Annotated in this window: 10 protein-coding genes and 1 pseudogene; 2 read left to right on the top strand and 9 right to left on the bottom strand. The window is 42.0% G+C overall.

Features of this window, described 5'->3' with window-relative positions; genetic code table 11:
* Nucleotides 1–16: 16 nt before the first annotated feature.
* The 7 genes and pseudogenes from DYH63_RS05760 to DYH63_RS21235 form a co-directional block, all read right to left on the bottom strand.
* Entirely contained in the window at nt 17–1171 is a 1155-nt protein-coding gene (locus DYH63_RS05760; protein ID WP_116790746.1) for a cation:proton antiporter domain-containing protein, read from the bottom strand.
* A 67-nt stretch (nt 1172–1238) separates the two neighbouring features.
* A complete protein-coding gene (locus DYH63_RS05765) occupies nt 1239–1691 on the bottom strand; it encodes an Hsp20/alpha crystallin family protein (RefSeq protein WP_116787909.1) in 453 nt (150 codons plus the stop codon).
* Nucleotides 1692–1985: 294 nt separating this feature from the next.
* A pseudogene (locus tag DYH63_RS05770) lies at nt 1986–2933 on the bottom strand (chloride channel protein); the annotation flags it as partial.
* A gap of 59 nt (nt 2934–2992) precedes the next feature.
* Complete coding sequence (locus tag DYH63_RS05775; protein ID WP_116787910.1) at nt 2993–4462, bottom strand: TolC family protein; 1470 nt, start codon at nt 4460–4462, stop codon at nt 2993–2995.
* A 2-nt stretch (nt 4463–4464) separates the two neighbouring features.
* Nucleotides 4465–7578: an efflux RND transporter permease subunit gene (locus tag DYH63_RS05780; RefSeq protein WP_116787911.1), complete on the bottom strand. Its 3114-nt coding sequence runs from the start codon at nt 7576–7578 to the stop codon at nt 4465–4467.
* Nucleotides 7579–7617: 39 nt separating this feature from the next.
* Nucleotides 7618–8724: an efflux RND transporter periplasmic adaptor subunit gene (locus DYH63_RS05785; RefSeq protein ID WP_116787912.1), complete on the bottom strand. Its 1107-nt coding sequence runs from the start codon at nt 8722–8724 to the stop codon at nt 7618–7620.
* A 166-nt stretch (nt 8725–8890) separates the two neighbouring features.
* Complete coding sequence (locus tag DYH63_RS21235; protein WP_162926939.1) at nt 8891–9052, bottom strand: hypothetical protein; 162 nt, start codon at nt 9050–9052, stop codon at nt 8891–8893.
* Nucleotides 9053–9529: 477 nt separating this feature from the next.
* Here DYH63_RS21235 and DYH63_RS05795 point away from each other — a divergent pair, with 477 nt between their 5' ends.
* Both DYH63_RS05795 and DYH63_RS05800 read left to right on the top strand, forming a co-directional pair.
* On the top strand, nt 9530–10105 hold the full coding sequence (locus DYH63_RS05795; protein ID WP_116787914.1) for a hypothetical protein: 576 nt from the start codon (nt 9530–9532) through the stop codon (nt 10103–10105).
* 114 nt (nt 10106–10219) lie between these two features.
* Nucleotides 10220–12229: a cation:proton antiporter gene (locus DYH63_RS05800; protein WP_240409065.1), complete on the top strand. Its 2010-nt coding sequence runs from the start codon at nt 10220–10222 to the stop codon at nt 12227–12229.
* A gap of 234 nt (nt 12230–12463) precedes the next feature.
* On the opposite strand, the gene DYH63_RS05805 is transcribed toward DYH63_RS05800, so the two are convergent.
* The gene (locus tag DYH63_RS05805) at nt 12464–13603 is read right to left on the bottom strand and encodes an efflux RND transporter periplasmic adaptor subunit (RefSeq protein WP_116787916.1); all 1140 of its coding nucleotides are present in this window, start codon (nt 13601–13603) and stop codon (nt 12464–12466) included.
* A 3-nt stretch (nt 13604–13606) separates the two neighbouring features.
* On the bottom strand, nt 13607–17986 hold the full coding sequence (locus DYH63_RS05810) for a CusA/CzcA family heavy metal efflux RND transporter (RefSeq protein WP_116790747.1): 4380 nt from the start codon (nt 17984–17986) through the stop codon (nt 13607–13609).
* Nucleotides 17987–18042: the final 56 nt, after the last annotated feature.

Raw genomic sequence — 18042 nt, forward strand, 5'->3', positions numbered from 1 at the left:
TTTTAATTGATCTTGCTTAGGTCAATCGGTAAATCAATTTTTGTATAATGTTCAGCCATATTGAGGTAAAAAGCATCGTACAGGTAATAACCGACAGCGTAACCTGGTAGGTAGAGTTTCCAACGAGGCCTAATGATGAGGCCATTGTCACGAGTACAAAACTAAACTCGCCAATTTGCGATAATAATGCACCGCCATACAAGCTGTCCCGCCAGCTGTTTCCTGTTGCCCTGAATAATACTGTATTGATCAGGCTATTGATTATAAGCACAGAAATTGTAATAAAAAGAATTGTCGCGGCATTCTCCTTGAAGAACGTAATGTCGAGTTGTAACCCAACCGCTAAGAAGAAGAAAGCCATAAAGAAAACGCGGAATGGTAGTATCGATTTTTCTAGCCACCGAGTAGCCTTATCCTGGCTGATTAGTATACCTGCCGAAAAAGCGCCGAATGCCGGTGAAAGCCCAAACCAGGCACTGAACCAAGCCATCCCGAAACAGATACAAAAACCGACAAATACCTGAAGGTCGTGATCCGATATGATTTCCCTGCCCATAGGAATCTGGAAAAGTTTGTGTTTAATAGCCGCGCTCAAAAAAAGGAAAATTAATGTCCCGCCTATGCACACTTTAATGACCTCAAATACCGAGGCATTGCTTCCTGACATCATATTCAGGGTCAGGATCATCGGTACCACCAAAATATCCTGTATCAGGAGCACTCCGCAGGTGATGACACCCAGTTGACTTTTGATTTCGCCCGTCCTTGAAAGATATTGAAATATGATTGCCGAGCTGCTCAGGCTAATGATGAAAGAAGTGAGGATAATTATCTCGCGAGTCCAGCCAACCTTTATTCCAATAAGATACATAAAGACAAAACTCAATGCGAGTTGCACTATGGCTATCAAAAGTGGTTTGTAAAAGTTTTTACGGAGTGTATGCAGATCGATATCGCTGCCAATGGTAAACATTAGCATGACTATTCCTATTTCACCCAGTTCCGAAATTACCTTTGGTTCATGGATGATGTTAAGGAGCTCGGGCCCAAGGATTAACCCCGATAAAATGTAAGCGATGAAATAAGGCTGCTTTAACTTGCGCAAAAGAAGTATTAGTAATAAAACCAAAAAGGACAGCACTGCCATCCCTGAAAATAATTGTGATGACATAATTGTATTTTTTAAATCGAAAAGCTGCCCATACGGGCAGCTCCTCATTGATGTAAAATAAAACGGATTACGAAATTTTTATCATCCTGAAAGGCTTTTGTTTTGCCTCTTCTTTTTTGGGAACGGTCAGCAACAGCACCCCGTTTTCATATCGGGCAGTGATGTGCTGTTCATCCACTACATTCTTAGGCAATTCAAAGCTTCGTTGAAAAGACTGATAGCTGAATTCCCTGTGGGTGAATGTCTCCTGTTGTGTAGTTTCCTTAAGTTCCCTGGCAGACGAAATTATCAGTAGGTTACCATCTAAAGTAACGTTGAAATCACTTTTTTCCATCCCGGGGGCAGCTACCTCCACTTGGTAGCTTTCTGAAGTTTCCTTGATGTTGACCGATGGCAATGTTGTGCTTGTAGATGAGAAGTTATTGTTTTCCCAATTGAAAAGCTCACGGCCAAAGATGTCATCAAAAAACAAACGTGGAAAGCCCTGTAATTGGCTTCCGTTTCTTTTCAAAAGATTCATAACGGTTAACTTTAAAATTGTTAGACATTAAATTTCCGAACGTCCACCGTTTTGAGGTGGTATCAACGAAAAAACCAAAAGTATGCCACTCAAAGAAAATGACATTTTTTCAGATTTGAACTGAAAAAATGTCAAGTTTTGTGGACAGGAAGGTTTATTTATAATTTCGTATATACTCTTACAATAAGAGCATATTTTAATTTATATGGTTGGTGTAAGCGTTAACCACTTCGAAGAGCGAATTATTAGCCTGTCGAATGATAATTTTAGAAAGGAAACGATTATTTTTTGGACTATGTAACATACCCATTCATTATTACTAAAATCTGCGAACAATGTATTTTCCATAAGCTTACCGGGATTTTTGTCTGCAAGGGTCTTAATACTTTCATATCCTTCACCAAATAATGTAGGGAATACAAAAATTAACATCCCTAAAAGTATAGATCCAATGAACGCTTTTTTATAAGCGCCCAATTGCAGGCCTGCAAAGAAATGCTCTGTCTTTAAAAACTTCCTGGAATAATATACCGATATCAGCGACGTAAATAAGCCTAACAGTAAGTAGAACGGAATGTTATGGTAATCGAATGTTTCCTTTTGCCGAAACGATAGAAGGATATCTTCATTAAGTACGATTGACTATACCAATGTGCCTGTTGCAGCAGCAATCATAATAGGCGTAAAAGCCGAAATCGTTACGTCCACCAGCAGCACTTCTACTGCAAACAATACCCCTGCAATCGGGGCATTAAAAGCCGCGGCTATTCCTGCTGCAACACCACAGCCTAACAGCAGGGTACGTTCTTTATAGCTGAGCCTGAATTGCCGCGCAAAATTTGACCCGAAAGCCGCCCCTGTAACCACTATCGGGCTTTCAAGGCCAGCCGAGCCTCCTAAACCAACGGTAAGCGAGCTGGTAAGGATTTGGGCATACATTTGCTTTTTAGGTACTAAACTGGCTTTCCTGGCTACTACATAAAGTATTTGTGAAGTCCCTTTCTCAATAGTACCACCCAACAGCCTTTTTACAACCAGTACCGTAAGCAGTATGCCTATTATAGGCAAAATACTATTGATAAAACTCAGTTTCAGTATGCCGTTTATATATGTTGCAAAGGAATATACCAAATGCGCAAAAGACTTGAGTAGTATTACTGCTAAAGCAGCGGTAATGCCCACAAGCACGCTCGATAAAAATATAAACTGTTTTGGAGACAGTTGTTTTTTGCCTATAATCATTAAGGCTTCAAGTTACAGTAGTTTCTTCTTAAACATTTTAATTATAAGTATCTGTGATTTTATTGTATTACACCTCCTAAAGCTTTGTACAACTGTACCTGTGCCCTTGCATTTGAGAGCTGTATATCCACATAATCGAGTTCCGCTTGTAGCTTGTTTTTCTGGGCGCTTATTATTTCGAGATAATTGGCATAACCGCTAAGATACAATTCATTGGCTACATCTACAGCTACTTCAAGGTGCTCAATTTCGTTGTTTTTGAAGTCAAGAACTTCTTCAAAAGCCGATGTACGGTACAGTAACGCGCTCAATTCATTAAAGGCAGTAGTGACCGAGTTTTGGTAATGGTAAAACGCTATCTGCTGCTGTTTTGTAGCCACGAGGAACTGCTGTTTTATCCGCCCTTTATTAAAAACCGGAGCTGTAATGCCTCCCAGAAGCTGCCAGGCCAATGAACCAGCATCAAACAAAGTAGGCAATGAAAAAGAGTTTACACCTGCATAACCGCCTAATGTGAGCTTCGGGAAAAATGCGGCGCGTGCCGATTTTGCATCGGCGTGTGTGGCAGAAAATTCAAAATAGGCTTCTCTTACATCGGGCCTTTTGTGGATAATGGTATCTACATTTACCTGCTGGTTCAGCACCTCTAAATGTCCCGATAAAAAGTCTGCACTTCGGTCCAATGTCCCCCCGTATTCACCTAAGAGAGTCAGTAGTGCTTTTTCTGTCTGGTTTATGTTAAGGTCTATTTGCCTGGCTTGGGCAAGTATGTTGCTATTCTGGGCTTCAAACTGTTGTACTGCAAGCTCCGTAGCCTTACCAACCGAACGTTGTGCGGAAACGATGTCAAGTGCATGCTGTTGGGTTTCCAGGTTTTGCTTATAGATAACGGCTTGCTTATCCAGTGCAATAAGCTTAAAATATAGATTGGCTACATCCGTCAGCAGTTTCGCCTGCAACAATTTCATCCCCGCTTCAGATGCCAAGTAGCGCTGCAAAGCGGCGCGTTTTTTATTACTGAGCCTTCCCCATAGATCGGCTTCCCACGATACCCTTCCGCCAAGAAAATAGTTTGGGGTTACATCAGTAGCAATCCGCTGGCTGGGTGAAATATTCTGCGAAAAGTTAGTATCGTAGTTCCCTACACCCTCCATGGTATATTTACCATAATGGCTACCTGATGCATCGGCAACAATATCAAGCGAGGGTAACAATGCCATTTTTGCTACTTTTAGGTGCGAATTGGCTATCAGTATACGTTCCTGCATAACCAGGTAGTCCGGGTTCTCGCTTAGCGCCTTTTGTAATAACGCCTCTAATTTAGGGTCTTTGAAATAGCCGGTAACCGTAACCGGTATATAATCCGGTTTATCCGCTACCTCATCAAAACGTGGTATATCCAGTTTTTCAGGCAAAGGTTTTACTTCCTGCTGTTGAGCAATTTTAGGTACAGAACAACCTGTAAATAATGCTATTAGCAGTATTAATGGGAAGTATTTAACAGTATATATATAGGGTGATTTTGTCATGGTTATTTTTTAAAGGTATTTTCCAATTTTGCAAAAACAATGTAAAGTCCGGGTATGATAATCAGCCCGAAGACAGTACCGATGAACATACCCCCGGCAGCCGCAGTACCGATAGAACGGTTACCTACAGCTCCGGCTCCCGATGCAATACAAAGCGGTATAAGCCCTGCAATAAAAGCAAAAGAAGTCATAAGTATAGGCCTGAAGCGCAGCTTAGCCCCTTCAATAGCCGATTCGGCTATACCAAAACCTTCTTTAGCACGGGCAATGGCAAATTCTACAATTAGTATGGCATTTTTTGCCAACAGGCCAATGAGCATTACCAGTGCCACCTGTGCATAAATATTATTATCGAGGCCTACAGCAATCAGGGCCAGGTATGAACCAAATATACCTACCGGAAGGCACAATAATACAGGGAATGGCAGGAGCAGGCTTTCATACTGGGCAGCCAGCAAGAGGTATACGAACAATACACACAAGCCAAAAATATAGGTAGTCTGGTTGCCCGAAAGGATTTCCTCACGTGTCATTCCGCTCCATTCCACACTAAAACCCCTTGGCAGTTTTTCTGCAGCGATACGCTCTACTGTGGCAATGGCATCGGCGTTACTAAAGCCTTCGGCAGGTTCACCGTTTATCATGGCCGATGTGTACATGTTATAGCGCGTAAGCACTTCGGGGCCATACACCCTTTCAAGGCTAATGAATGTAGAAAAAGGCACCATTTCTCCCTTGTCATTTTTTACATACATATCTAAAATGCTTTCCGGTGCGCTCCTGAACTGCGGGCTGGCCTGTACCATTACCTTATACATTTGTGAGAAACGGATAAAATTAGTCGCGTAATATGACCCCAGCATGGTTTGCAGTGTAGACATGGCATTGTCTACCGATACCCCTTTTTTAGCCGCCATATCATAATCAATATGGATAAGGTATTGTGGAAAGGTGGCATCAAAGCTGGTAAAGCTTTTTTCTATTTTAGGGGAAGCGCTTAGCTCGCGGATAAAGTTTTTGGTAACCAGGTCGGTATTTTCAATACTGCCTCCTGATTTATCAAGCAGCCTGAGTTCAAAACCACTGGCATTACCAAAACCCGGAACGGTAGGCGGTGCGAAAACTTCTATCTGCGCATCGGTTATGCTGCCTGTTTTATCATTAAGCTGCTGTATTAAATCAGTAACCGATATACTGCGCTCACTCCAGTCTTTAAGGTTTATCATGGCCATGCCGTAAGACGCTCCGGCTATCTCGGTTACTATACTATAGCCCGCCAGGGTGGTTACATTATCTACTCCCTGTATTTGCTGCGCTATGGCAGTAACCTCATCAAGCACCTTTTCGGTACGCTCTACCGTGGCGCCCTGCGGTGTGGTAACACTTACATACACCATGCCCTGGTCTTCCGCCGGTATAAAGCCCGACGGCAAAACCGAACCTACCCCCCAGGTAAGCAAACAAAATACTACAAGCAAGCCTATGGTTACTACAGTCCGTGTGGCAAATTTTGTTAGTAATGATGTGTATTCGTTGATAATGCGGTCGAACCCGTTATTAAACCCATTAAAAAAACGGCTTATTAACGATGTTTTCTTTGCATCAGGGTTATGTGGTTTTAATATTATAGCACAAAGAGCCGGTGTTAGTGTAAGCGCGTTAATACCCGATATTACAATGCTGATAGCAAGCGTTAAGGAAAACTGCCTGTAAAACACCCCAACCGGCCCGCTAAGGAATGCTACCGGTACAAATACCGCTGCCATAACTATTGTAATGGCCACAACGGCACCGGCTATTTCTTTCATGGCACTAATGGTTGCAGGTAACGGAGCCATGTGTTCTTCCGATATTTTTACGTGCACGGCTTCTACCACCACAATAGCGTTATCTACCACAATACCTATAGAAAGCACCAGTGCGAATAGCGTAAGCAGGTTGATACTAAAGCCAAGCATAGCCATAAAGGTAAAAGAACCTATAAGCGCTACCGGAACGGCAAGTACGGGTATGAGTGTGGAACGCCAGTCCTGTAAAAACAGGAATACCACAAAGCCTACAAGCAGGAAGGCTTCTACAAGTGTGTGCAGCACCTCATCTATAGAAGCATCAAGGAAGCGCGAAACATCATACGCTATATTGTAATCCATACCCGGAGGGAATGATGTTTGCTTCAGTTCGGCCATTTTAGATTTTATACTGGCAATAACGTCTGAGGCATTAGAACCCGGACGTTGTTTTATCATTATAGAGGCCGAAGGCTTACCGTCTGTTTTAGAAACCATGCCGTAGCTCATGGCACCAAACTCAATGTTAGAAATGTCTTTCAGTTTTAGTATAGTCCCATCGGCATTGGCCTTTATTGGTATCTCCTTATATTGTTCGGGCTCAAAAAACTTACCGCCGTATTTAATTACATACTGCAGTTCGTTGTTCATTTGCCCGGAACTTTCGCCCACTTTACCGGGCGCTGCCGATATGTTTTGTTTTTGTAGTGAGGTTATAACTTCATTAGCCGAAATACTATAGGCATGCATTTTTTGCGGGTCGAGCCATACCCGCATAGAGTATTCTTTCTGACCCATAATTTCAGCACGTCCCACACCGTCTATACGCTTTAGTTCCTGAAGTACATTTATATCGGTAAAATTGTAAATAAACTGCTCGTCCTGTATTTTATCTGTGCTGGTAACATTAAGGTACATCAACATGCTGTTTACCTCTTTTTCGGTGGTAACACCGGCACGTATAACTTCTTCGGGTAATTCATCCAGTATAGTGGTAACACGGTTTTGCACGTTAACAGCTGCAAGGTCAGGGTCGGTACCCACTTCAAAAAATACCTGTATCAGGGTAAGCCCGTCGTTACTGGTTACGGTAGACATATACGTCATACCCGGTACGCCGTTTATAGCCCTTTCAAGTGGCAGGGCAACGGCGTTAGCCGATACTTCGGCATTAGCGCCGGTATATTTTGCTGTTACTGTTACCGATGGCGGCACAATATCGGGGAACTGTGTTATGGGTAGCCCGGCTAATGCCAGTACGCCAAGGAGTACCAGTATTACCGAGATAACCAAAGACAATATCTTTCGTTTGATAAATAGTTCTATCATGTTGTTTTCTCTTTCTTCAGGTTGTGTAAATGGATAATTTTAAGATGCTTTTCGGGTGGCTGCGTCTTTGACGTTTACCTTATCGCCATCGCGAAGCGACTGCGTGCCTTCCTGTACAATACGGTCATTGGCTTTAAGGCCTTTGTCTACAATGTAAATACCGTCCAGCGTACCACCTATGGTAATGTTGGCCATCTTTACCGTATTGTCTTTGTTCAGAAGAAAAACAAATTGCTTATCCTGTATAGAGAAAACAGATTTTTGAGGAATTAATATAACATTCTTACGGGGTTCGGATATGATAAGTTTCCCCGAGGTACCATGTTTTATAAAGCCGTTGGGGTTACTAAACTTTGCTTTGTATTGTATAGAACCGGTCTGTCGGTCGATATCGCCATCGGCAGTACGCATTTCTCCTTTTTTCTCATACAGCATACCATTGGGCAGTATCAGCTGTATGTCGCGCTGCCTTGCTAGGCTGTTTTCCTTCATCATCTGGAAATAGATATTTTCAGGGATGGAAAAGTAAGCGTACACATCATCAAGCTGTGAAACATTGGTTAGCAATGCACCGTTTTCTATCAGGCTCCCTTCTTTGTAGGGTAAGCGGTCAATAATGCCGTCAAAAGGAGCTGTAATATTGGTAAAGCTTACCTGCTGGCTTATGGCTTTTCGCTCTGCTTCTGCCTGTGCAAGTTTTGCTGCGGCTGCATCATGCCTGGCTTTGGCAAGTTCAACTTCCTTATCAGCAATAACTTTTTTGTCAAACAGGGTTTGTGCCTGTTCCAGTTCTACTATTGCAATACGTTTATTAGCCAGCATGTTTTTGTATACCGCATCGGCTTTAAGCAACTGAATTTGCAGTTCAACATCGCTAATCTTAAAAAGAGGCTGCCCTTTTTTTACCTTTTGGCCTTCGCTCACTAAGACTTTCTCAAGCAGGCCGGAAACGCGGGCGTGTATTTCTACATTATTTCGCGCGTGTATATCGGCTACAAAGCGGTTAGATACTATGGTATCTTTTTGTATTACATTATAAACGGGTACTGTTTTAACTTCAGCTTTTTTTCTCTTTGCCTTATCCCCGCACGAAAGTAGCATAAACAGGGATAAAACACATATCAGGTGTTTTTTAATGAGGTTCATATAGTAGGTAATGACTGTAACCGCATAGTGTTGCGGTACAGAATTATAGTAAGTGAGAATGATTCGGTATTTGAGTTAAATAATCACCTAAAAACCTAACCGGTTATTAACAGGAAGGGTTATTAGATTTAACAACGCTATTGATTATTTACAAAAATCTCCTAACTCAAAACAACTGGTAAAGGTGAAGATGCGTATGGCGTGCAATATGATAAAGCACCGTAAGCCCATAGTTGCGGGTATCATGGTACTGCCTTACTAATATAAACTCGCTTTTATAGATATTTGGCTGTGCTGTTGTTTCTAACTGCGTTGCCTTTTTTTTCATTTCGACTTTACGAAATGATTTTATCTTTTGGTTCTTTTTAGATTTAAGAAATGAGAAACCGGAACTATTTTTTAAGGGAACAATACGTAAAACACTTGACGTAGGTTTTACAAAACGTTCGGGAGAGGCCTTTTTAAATATAGATACAGGCTTACCTGCAGATATCCCCGTAAAGGAAAGCAACAGCCCTAATATCAAATAAAAAAACCTTAAACCTCTCATTAGTAGTTTCTGTTATAAATAGATTTGAATGTTAGATAATAGTGGAATTTCCAAATATACAATATTGTCAAGCCTGAAATGAAACATTTTAACAAAAAACAACTTTTTAAAAACGAAAATGGCTGGTATCTGGAATGAGTAAAAATCATTTTAAAGCTGTGTACTTTGTTACATTTATGATTTATTTAGCCTAATGTCCTGAAGTTTTTGCGTAAATTGTAATCAATCACCAAATATTATACTATATATTATACTATGCTATTTAAAAAACTTTTCCCGCTACTAATCGTCTTTATCTTATTCTCCTGTGATAATAAAAAGGAACAAGAACTTATAAACCGGGAAAAGGCACTTTTGGAGCGTGAAAAGCAATTTTCAGATAAAGAGGCTGATTACCAGTCTCTTTTAAAAATAAGGGATAGCCTTTCAAGCATTACGGCAGTTAAAGATACTCTCGTAAAAAGTATTACTTGGCCGGACAGTCTTCAGGTATTCTGGAACAGTAAAATGGTTTGCAGGGAATCAAACTGCAATAATTATGTAATTGGCGACCAGCGCAATGAAGTGTGGCAATTTATATCTGATTCCACCGGAACGTATGCCAACGTCATCAACAATAACAAACTCATCCGTGTGTTTAAAGGACAATATGTGGACAACAAAATTATACTTGATTTTGCAACTGACAGTACAGCGAAAAGTAATATGAAGGTGAATATAGTGTTGGATGACCTAAAGAAAAATGTCATTAAAGGCATACAAACTATTAGCAGCCAAAACAACTGTAAAGCTACTTTTTCTGTTGAACTTACTCCATCCCCTAAAAAATAATTTATGCTGCTTAGTATACACCACGTCACTTTTCCAATTGAGGATCCACTACTCAAATTCTTAATAGAGCTTATCATCATACTCTGCATCCCCCTTTTGCTCAATAAGATTAAAGTGCCACATTTGCTTGGGCTTATTATTGCCGGGGCTGTAATCGGCCCCAACGGCTTCAATGTGCTTTCAAGAGACAGCAGTGTAGTGGTTACCGGTACCACAGGATTGTTGTATATCATGTTCCTTGCAGGCCTGGAAATTGATATGGGGGACTTCAAGAAGAATAAATGGAAGAGCTTAACGTTTTCAATCTATACTTTTGCTGCGCCATTCGTATTGGGCTTTTTGGGCGGCTACTACATCTTGCATTTTTCTATTTTAACCTCTGTGTTGTTTGCCAGCTTGTTCTCATCCCATACACTCATCGTATATCCTATGGTAAACAGTTTAGGTATAGCTAAAAACCTTTCGGTTAATATAACCGTGGGTGGCACTATGATTACCGATGTATTGTCGTTATTAGTTTTAGCCGTTGTGGTAGGAATGTCCCAAGGCGAAGTAGGTACTTCTTTTTGGGTACAGCTTTCAGCCTCTATGGCGGTGTTCACGTTGATTGTACTTCTGGTCTTCCCGATTATTGCACGCTGGTTCTTTAAAAATGTGGAGGACAAAATATCGCAGTATATTTTTGTTATAGTCATGATTTATATGGCAGCACTGCTGGCAGAGCTTGCCGGTATTGAAGCAATCATTGGGGCATTCTTTGCCGGGCTGGCACTTAACAGGCTTATCCCGCATACTTCTTCCCTTATGAATCGCGTGGAGTTTGTAGGTAATGCCATTTTTATCCCCTTTTTCCTGATAAGTGTTGGGATGCTGATTGATTTTAATGCATTTATACAAAGTTGGGAAACCCTGGGTGTTGCGGGCATAATGCTTGTGGCATCAATTGGGGGTAAGTATCTTGCTGCGATGCTAACCAAAAAAACTTTCCGACTGACAAACGATGAAGGGCAGCTGATTTTCGGGATGAGTGCCGCATCGGCAGCAGCCACACTGGCATCAGTGATGGTTGGGTATAATATCATCATATCGGAGAATGAAGCAGGGGAGCCCATCAGGTTGCTGAACGAGCATGTGTTGAATGGCAGCATTCTTCTAATACTTATATCCTGTACGGTTTCTTCATTTGTAGCTATGGCCAGCGCCCAACGTATCGCTGAAGCAGATAAGGACAATACGGTATCCGGAAAAAGCGAGGAAAAAGAAAAAATCCTACTGGCTATAAACCACACTACTACAGTTGAAAAATTAGTGAACTTGGGACTATTGGTTAAGACAATCACTAATAAAGACCGCCTTTTCGGTATTAACGTAATTAATGAAGAAGCCAATGAATCCTCTGCAAAAAATGCCGAAAAGATATTGGGCGCGGCCGTAAATATGGCCTCGGCCGCTGACGTAAAGCTAAATGCCATTACCCGCCATGATAATGATGTGGTCAGTGGCATTAACAATGTAATTAAAGAACAGGGCATTACCGACCTTATCATTGGGCTTGAGGATGAAAAAGGTTTTTCTACTGCTTTTACCGACAACCTCTATAACGGATATTTACGCAATAAAAATGCTAATGTAATTGTATATCACGCCGTGCAGCCGGTATCAACCATTAAAAAATACATAGTGCTTGTTCCTGCCAATGCCGAAAAAGATGCTGGTTTCTTCCACGCAATGCTCCGAATATGGAATATAGGGCGAAATTCAGGTGCTTCCATGATTTTTTATGGAAGTAGCAGTACCCTGGATATTTTAAAGCGCATTATAAAAAAGGCAAATATTGAAGCTAAATTCAACGCCGTTACAACATGGCAACAGGCTCAAGAAGCAGCTTATAATTTGGGAGATAATGAAGGTTTGATCGTAATGATGGCAGACAGGGGCATGTACTCTTATTTCCCACAGATGCGCGCAGTCCCCGAATTGCTGAATCAAAAATTAAATGGCCATAATTATATGCTTATTTACCCATTCTCCAAAACTTATAAAACTATAACAGAAAAAAGAGCTGTTAGTAATCATCATGATTTTGCCGAAATAGGAAAAGTTATTGGAAAGATATTTAAATAACCAAAGCCATTGTCTTCCAGTGGCTTTGGTTGACTTTGTGTGGAGTGTCATGGATCACAGTCGAACACCTTGCTCCAATTTTGACGTTTTTTGAAACTTTAAAATAAGTATAAATATGAACTCAATTACTCCATTGTCTTCCAATGACGTTGTTTGTCATCTATAAAGTGTTTGTATTACAATTGAACATTTAGTCCCAATTTTAAAGTCGATATAATTATAAAGTAAATCGCTTTATTCTTCCTCCCCACTATTCATAGCCTTCATAAGTAATGAATAGGCATTTTTAACTACAAGTTTAGATGAAACAGTAATTGTTTCCGACTCAAATTGTTTAAAGCCATCCTGTAAAATACCCGTTTTTACTGCTATCATGGTGTAGCTACCGTTACCCTTGTCCTCAAAAACATAGCTTTTGCCTTGCCAGTCTACAATGGCTTCTTGCGGTAAGGCCAATTGCTTTTTATTTTTTATGTGAATATTGGCGTTTACAAATAATCCCGGAATAAATACAACATCATAGCGGTAAAGTTTTGCAGTTACAACCGCTGCACGATCGGCATTCAGGCTATGGTTTATAAACTGAATTTTGGCAGTGTATTTCTTCTCCGGGTTATCGTTGCTGTATACGTCAAGCTGCTGTCCGGTTTTAAGATATTGCACGTCTTTCTCAAAAGCATTAAAAGTCAGCATCACATCATTCATATCAGTCAGCTCAAAAAGCATCTCTGTTGGCGCTACATACTTACCTACATTCACATTGACCTTAGAGACTAATCCGCTTACAGGAGATAAGATACTTATTGATTTACTTATATTGGCTGAAGTCAGCCTGCTAACATTTACACCCAATAGTTCAAGCTTTTGCTTTAAGGAAGCTGTGGCAATACGCTGGGTTTCACGCTCGGCGCTAATTTGCTCAAAAAGCTTATCGCTGCTGGCCTTTTTGGCATTCAGTTCCTTTTGGCGTGTGTACTCCATTTCTGCCACATTAAACAGCTCTTTAGCTGTAAGATAGTCTTGCTGTAGTTGAATGTACTGCATGTCTTCAATTATTGCTAAAACCTGTCCTTTCTGAACATGCATGCCGGGTTGAACATTCGTTTTTCGGATATATCCGCCTAAAGGAAAGGTTACATTTACCAAACTTTGCGGAGGTACAGTAACCTCTCCCTGCAACTGCACGGTACCGCTCAGTTCCTTTTCTTCTGGAGAACCAACAACTATTCCGGCATTCTTTGCCTGCTCTGGGGTTAGGGTTACAATATTGGGAGCCGAGGCTTGTGTTGTTTCTGCTTTAGTTTCCGTTTCTTCTTTTTTACCACACGATACCAAAGCCAGTATCGCAGCGGTTACTATTATATACTTTTTCATTTGTTACAGGTTTGTAAGGGTTTGCAGTGCTATCACTGCTTTGTTATAATTATTTACGGTGTCCAGGTATTCATTTTTTATGGTAATGGCCTGGTTTACCACCACTACCCATTGCAGGTAGTCTATATCACCATTGCCCAATTGGTCGTTTGCCGCATTGATAATGGTTTGCGCATTGGCAAGCCCCTCGTTTTCATAATAACTAAGGCTGGCATTATACTTTTCTACTTCTTTAACCGCATTGACCAATTGTGCAAACAGTTCTGTTTTTACGGCTGAAGCCTGTGCCTCATAATTTTGATACTCGGCTTTGGCAGCTTTATTTTTTGCCGACTGGCTCCCAAAAAATAGTGGTATGCTAATACCTGCCGTTATGTAACTGAAGCGGTTACCTGTGCCGTAGTAAGTATCCTGTCCGGCGGCATTGGTCTGGAAACCGGTTATGCTCAGGTTATTGTACCCCAGGTTAAAATCAGGCAACATACGGGCACGCTCGGTTTTCCAACGCCATTTTGCGGCTTCGGTTTCGTGTTGCCAAAGTTTTGATAAGGGGAAATCATCAGCGGATTGCATTTCTGAAAGCGGGCTAAAATCAATCTTTATGCTGTCAGTCTGTGGAACATAGCTTACACTGTCCTGCAACACAGCGTTAAACGAGCGGAGTGTAATATCAACATCCTGCTGTATCATATTCAGCTGGTTGGTATAGTATTGCCGTGCCGACTGCGAGGCACTTTTCTCTAACACATTGGTTTCGCCAACCTTAAAACGGAGTTGCGATTTATCTTCCATCAGGCGGTAAATACTATCTGCATACTTTAGTAATTCTCGTTTATTATTCAGCCATTGCAACTCATAATACAGCGTGCGCACACTGGCCTTAATCTGCTGTTGCGTGAGTTGGGTTTGTGCCTTAGCGGCCTCAACTCCGGCCATAAGGGCTTTCTTTTGCCTCGTGTACACCGTTGGGAAATTAAACGACTGGCTTATGCCAAAACGCGTGTCGTTCATGCGGCTGTTAAACTGCCCGTAATCAGCATCAATCACAGTTTTAGGCAAGTCATACGCTGACCTGGTCAGGTAGTTTTTAGATTGCTCGTTGTATTTTGCAGCGCTAACACGTTTGTTGTTTTTAAGGGCAATATCTATGGATTGCTGTAACGAGACTTTTTCAGGTTGCTGCGCAAACATACCGTTTATGCTAAAGATCAACAGTACTATGGTAGCAATATTACCCAAATTCTTCTTTTTCATTTTTCTTTTAAGGGGTTTGATGTGATAGCTCATAAGGTAAATGGCAGGCAGCACAAATAGCGTAAGCAATGTCGCTGTAACCAACCCACCAATAACCACAGTAGCTAAGGGACGCTGCACCTCGGCTCCTGCACCGTTGCTCAGTGCCATAGGTAAAAAGCCAAGCGATGCCACAGCAGCTGTCATCAGTACTGGGCGCAGCCTGTTTTTAGTACCGGTTAGGATAATTTGTAGCGGGTCGGTTTGTTCGCCATATTTCTGTATGCGGTTAAATTCTGATATCAGTACAATACCGTTAAGTACCGCTACGCCAAAGAGCGCAATAAAGCCAACTCCGGCTGAAATACTAAAAGGCATATCACGGAGGAACAACCCAAACACCCCTCCAATAGCCGATAGTGGTATGGCTGTAAAGATGATAATACCCTCTTTAAACGATCGGAACGCGAAATAAAGTAATGCGAATATCATGAGTAGCGCGGCAGGTACGGCAATACCTAGGCGGCTTTTTGCCTGCTGCAGGTTTTCAAAAGCACCGCCATAAGTAATATAATACCCCGGGTCGAATTTAATTTCGGCGTTTACTTTTTGCTGTAGCTCGTTCACAATGCTTTGTACATCGCGTCCACGCACGTTAAAACCAACAATGATACGCCTTTTGGCATCTTCACGCTGTATTTGGTTAGGACCTTCAATTTCCTTTACTGAAGCCACCTGGTACAACGGTATCTGCGCACCCGAAGGTGTTGCTACAAGTAAGTTGCGCACATCATCAATACCTTGCCTGCTATTGTTTTCTACACGCACCACAAGGTCGAACCGTTTTTCTCCTTCATAGATATTACCTGCTACTGCACCGGCAAAAGCGGCATTAACCGTACGGTTAATATCCTGCACGTACAGGCCGTATTTAGCCATTTCTGCCCAGTTGTAGTCAATAACAATCTGTGGCATACCGATAACTTTTTCTACATACAGGTCGGCTGTCCCTTTAACCGTGCGGCTTATGGTACCAAGTTTTTCAGAATATTCCGCCAGCTTATCAAGGTCTTCGCCATATATTTTACATACTACATCCTGTTTGGCACCGGTCATTAGTTCGTTAAAACGCATTTGTACCGGATACTGGAAACCCGTACTTACTCCCGGCGCAACATTCTGTACTGTCTTGGACATTTTTTCTGCCAGTTCGGGGAATGACGATGCGCTTGTCCATTCTGATTTGTCTTTCAGTACAATAATCATATCGCCACCTTCAATAGGCATGGGGTCGGTTGGGATTTCAGCACTACCTATACGCGATACCACTTTTTTAACCTCGGGATATTGCTTTTTCAGTTCCTTCGATATTTTAGTTATCGTTTCAGCTGTGGTAGTAAGGTTTGTACCTAACAACAGGCGGGTTTCTACGGCAAAATCACCTTCTTCAAGCTGAGGGATGAATTCGCCGCCCATTTGCATAAACAGAAACACTGCAATGGCAAATAAGGCAACTGCAATACCTACAAGGGCTTTACGAATTTTTAGCGCCTTATTTAATGCACTTTCATACCAGCCTTCCAACTTAGCCATTACACGGTCGGAAATATTAGACTTATGGCTTATCTTTTTACTGATGAACAGCGCGCTCACCATGGGTACATACGTCAGTGAAAGGATAAATGCCCCAAGTATAGCAAAGGCAACGGTTTGTGCCATAGGCTTAAACATTTTACCTTCAATACCCGAAAGCGAGAGTATGGGCAGGTATACGATAAGGATAATGATTTGCCCGAAAACAGCCGCATTCATCATCCGGGCAGCCGATCCGGACACCTCTTTATCCATTTCGTCCTGCGAAATAGTATTGATGCTCTTATATTTTTCGGACGAATGCAGGTGATGCAGAATGGCTTCCACAATAATCACCGCTCCGTCTACAATAAGGCCAAAGTCAAGCGCACCAAGGCTCATAAGGTTACCGCTTACGCCAAAGGTGTTCATCATGATAATGGCAAACAGCATGGCCAGTGGTATTACCGATGCCACTATAAAACCCGCCCTGAAATTCCCCAGAAACATAACCAATACCAATACTACGATGATGGCACCCTCCAGCAGGTTGTGCTCTACGGTGCCTATAGCATTATCTACCATCTTGGTACGGTCAAGGAACGGTTCTATCTTTAAGCCTTCCGGTAGAATTTTCTCTATCTCAGCGACTTTGGTTTTTACATTGCCTATAACGTTGTTGGCATTCTCGCCCTTAAGCATCATTACGATACCGCCTACGGCTTCGCCCATATCATCAGTAGTTAAAACTCCATAGCGTATTGCCGATGAATACTTTACCTCGGCAATGTTCTTAACCAGAACCGGCGTACCGGCCTGTGTGGTTTTTATAACAATGTTCTCTACATCTTCAATACTACGGGCAAGGCCTTCGCTGCGTATATACGACACTGTTGGTCCTTTCTCAATATAAGCACCACCCGTGTTCTGGTTGCTTCGATTCAGGGCCGTAAATACATCGCTTATAGTAAGGTTCTGCGCTTTAAGCCTTGCCGGGTTTACCGCCACCTCATACTGCTTGAGTTTTCCACCAAATGTGGAAACATCGGCAATGCCCGGGGTGCCTAAAAGCTGTCGGCGTATGGTCCAGTCCTGTATGGTGCGCAGCTCTTCGAGGGAATATTTGTTTTCATATCCCGGTTGCGGTTTTAATACATACTGGTAAATTTCGCCTAGGCCGGTAGTAACGGGTGCCATTTCCGGCAGGTTGGCATTTTCATTAATGTCTACTTTTTGAAGGCGCTCGGCCACTTGCTGGCGCGCCCAATACACATCAGTATCATCATCGAAGACTATAGACACTACCGACAGCCCGAAGCGTGAAATACTACGGCTTTCTTTTAGTTGGGGGATGTTGCTTACAGCCTGCTCTATAGGGAAGGTTATAAGGCGTTCTACATCTTCCGCACCCAGCGATGGCGCAGTGGTTATTATCTGTACCTGATTGTTAGTGATGTCAGGCACGGCATCAATGGGCAAGCGGCTTACTTCATACACGCCATAGACTATCCACAGCAGTGTAAAAATGCCTATTGCCAGTTTATTCTTTACTGAAAACTGGATTATCTTATTAAGCATATCTTCTTTTTTGGAATTAAAAATGCAATACATCAAGCTGCAACTTATGCAGCATG

Source organism: Flavobacterium psychrotrophum (genome assembly GCF_003403075.1).
Taxonomy (GTDB): domain Bacteria; phylum Bacteroidota; class Bacteroidia; order Flavobacteriales; family Flavobacteriaceae; genus Flavobacterium; species Flavobacterium psychrotrophum.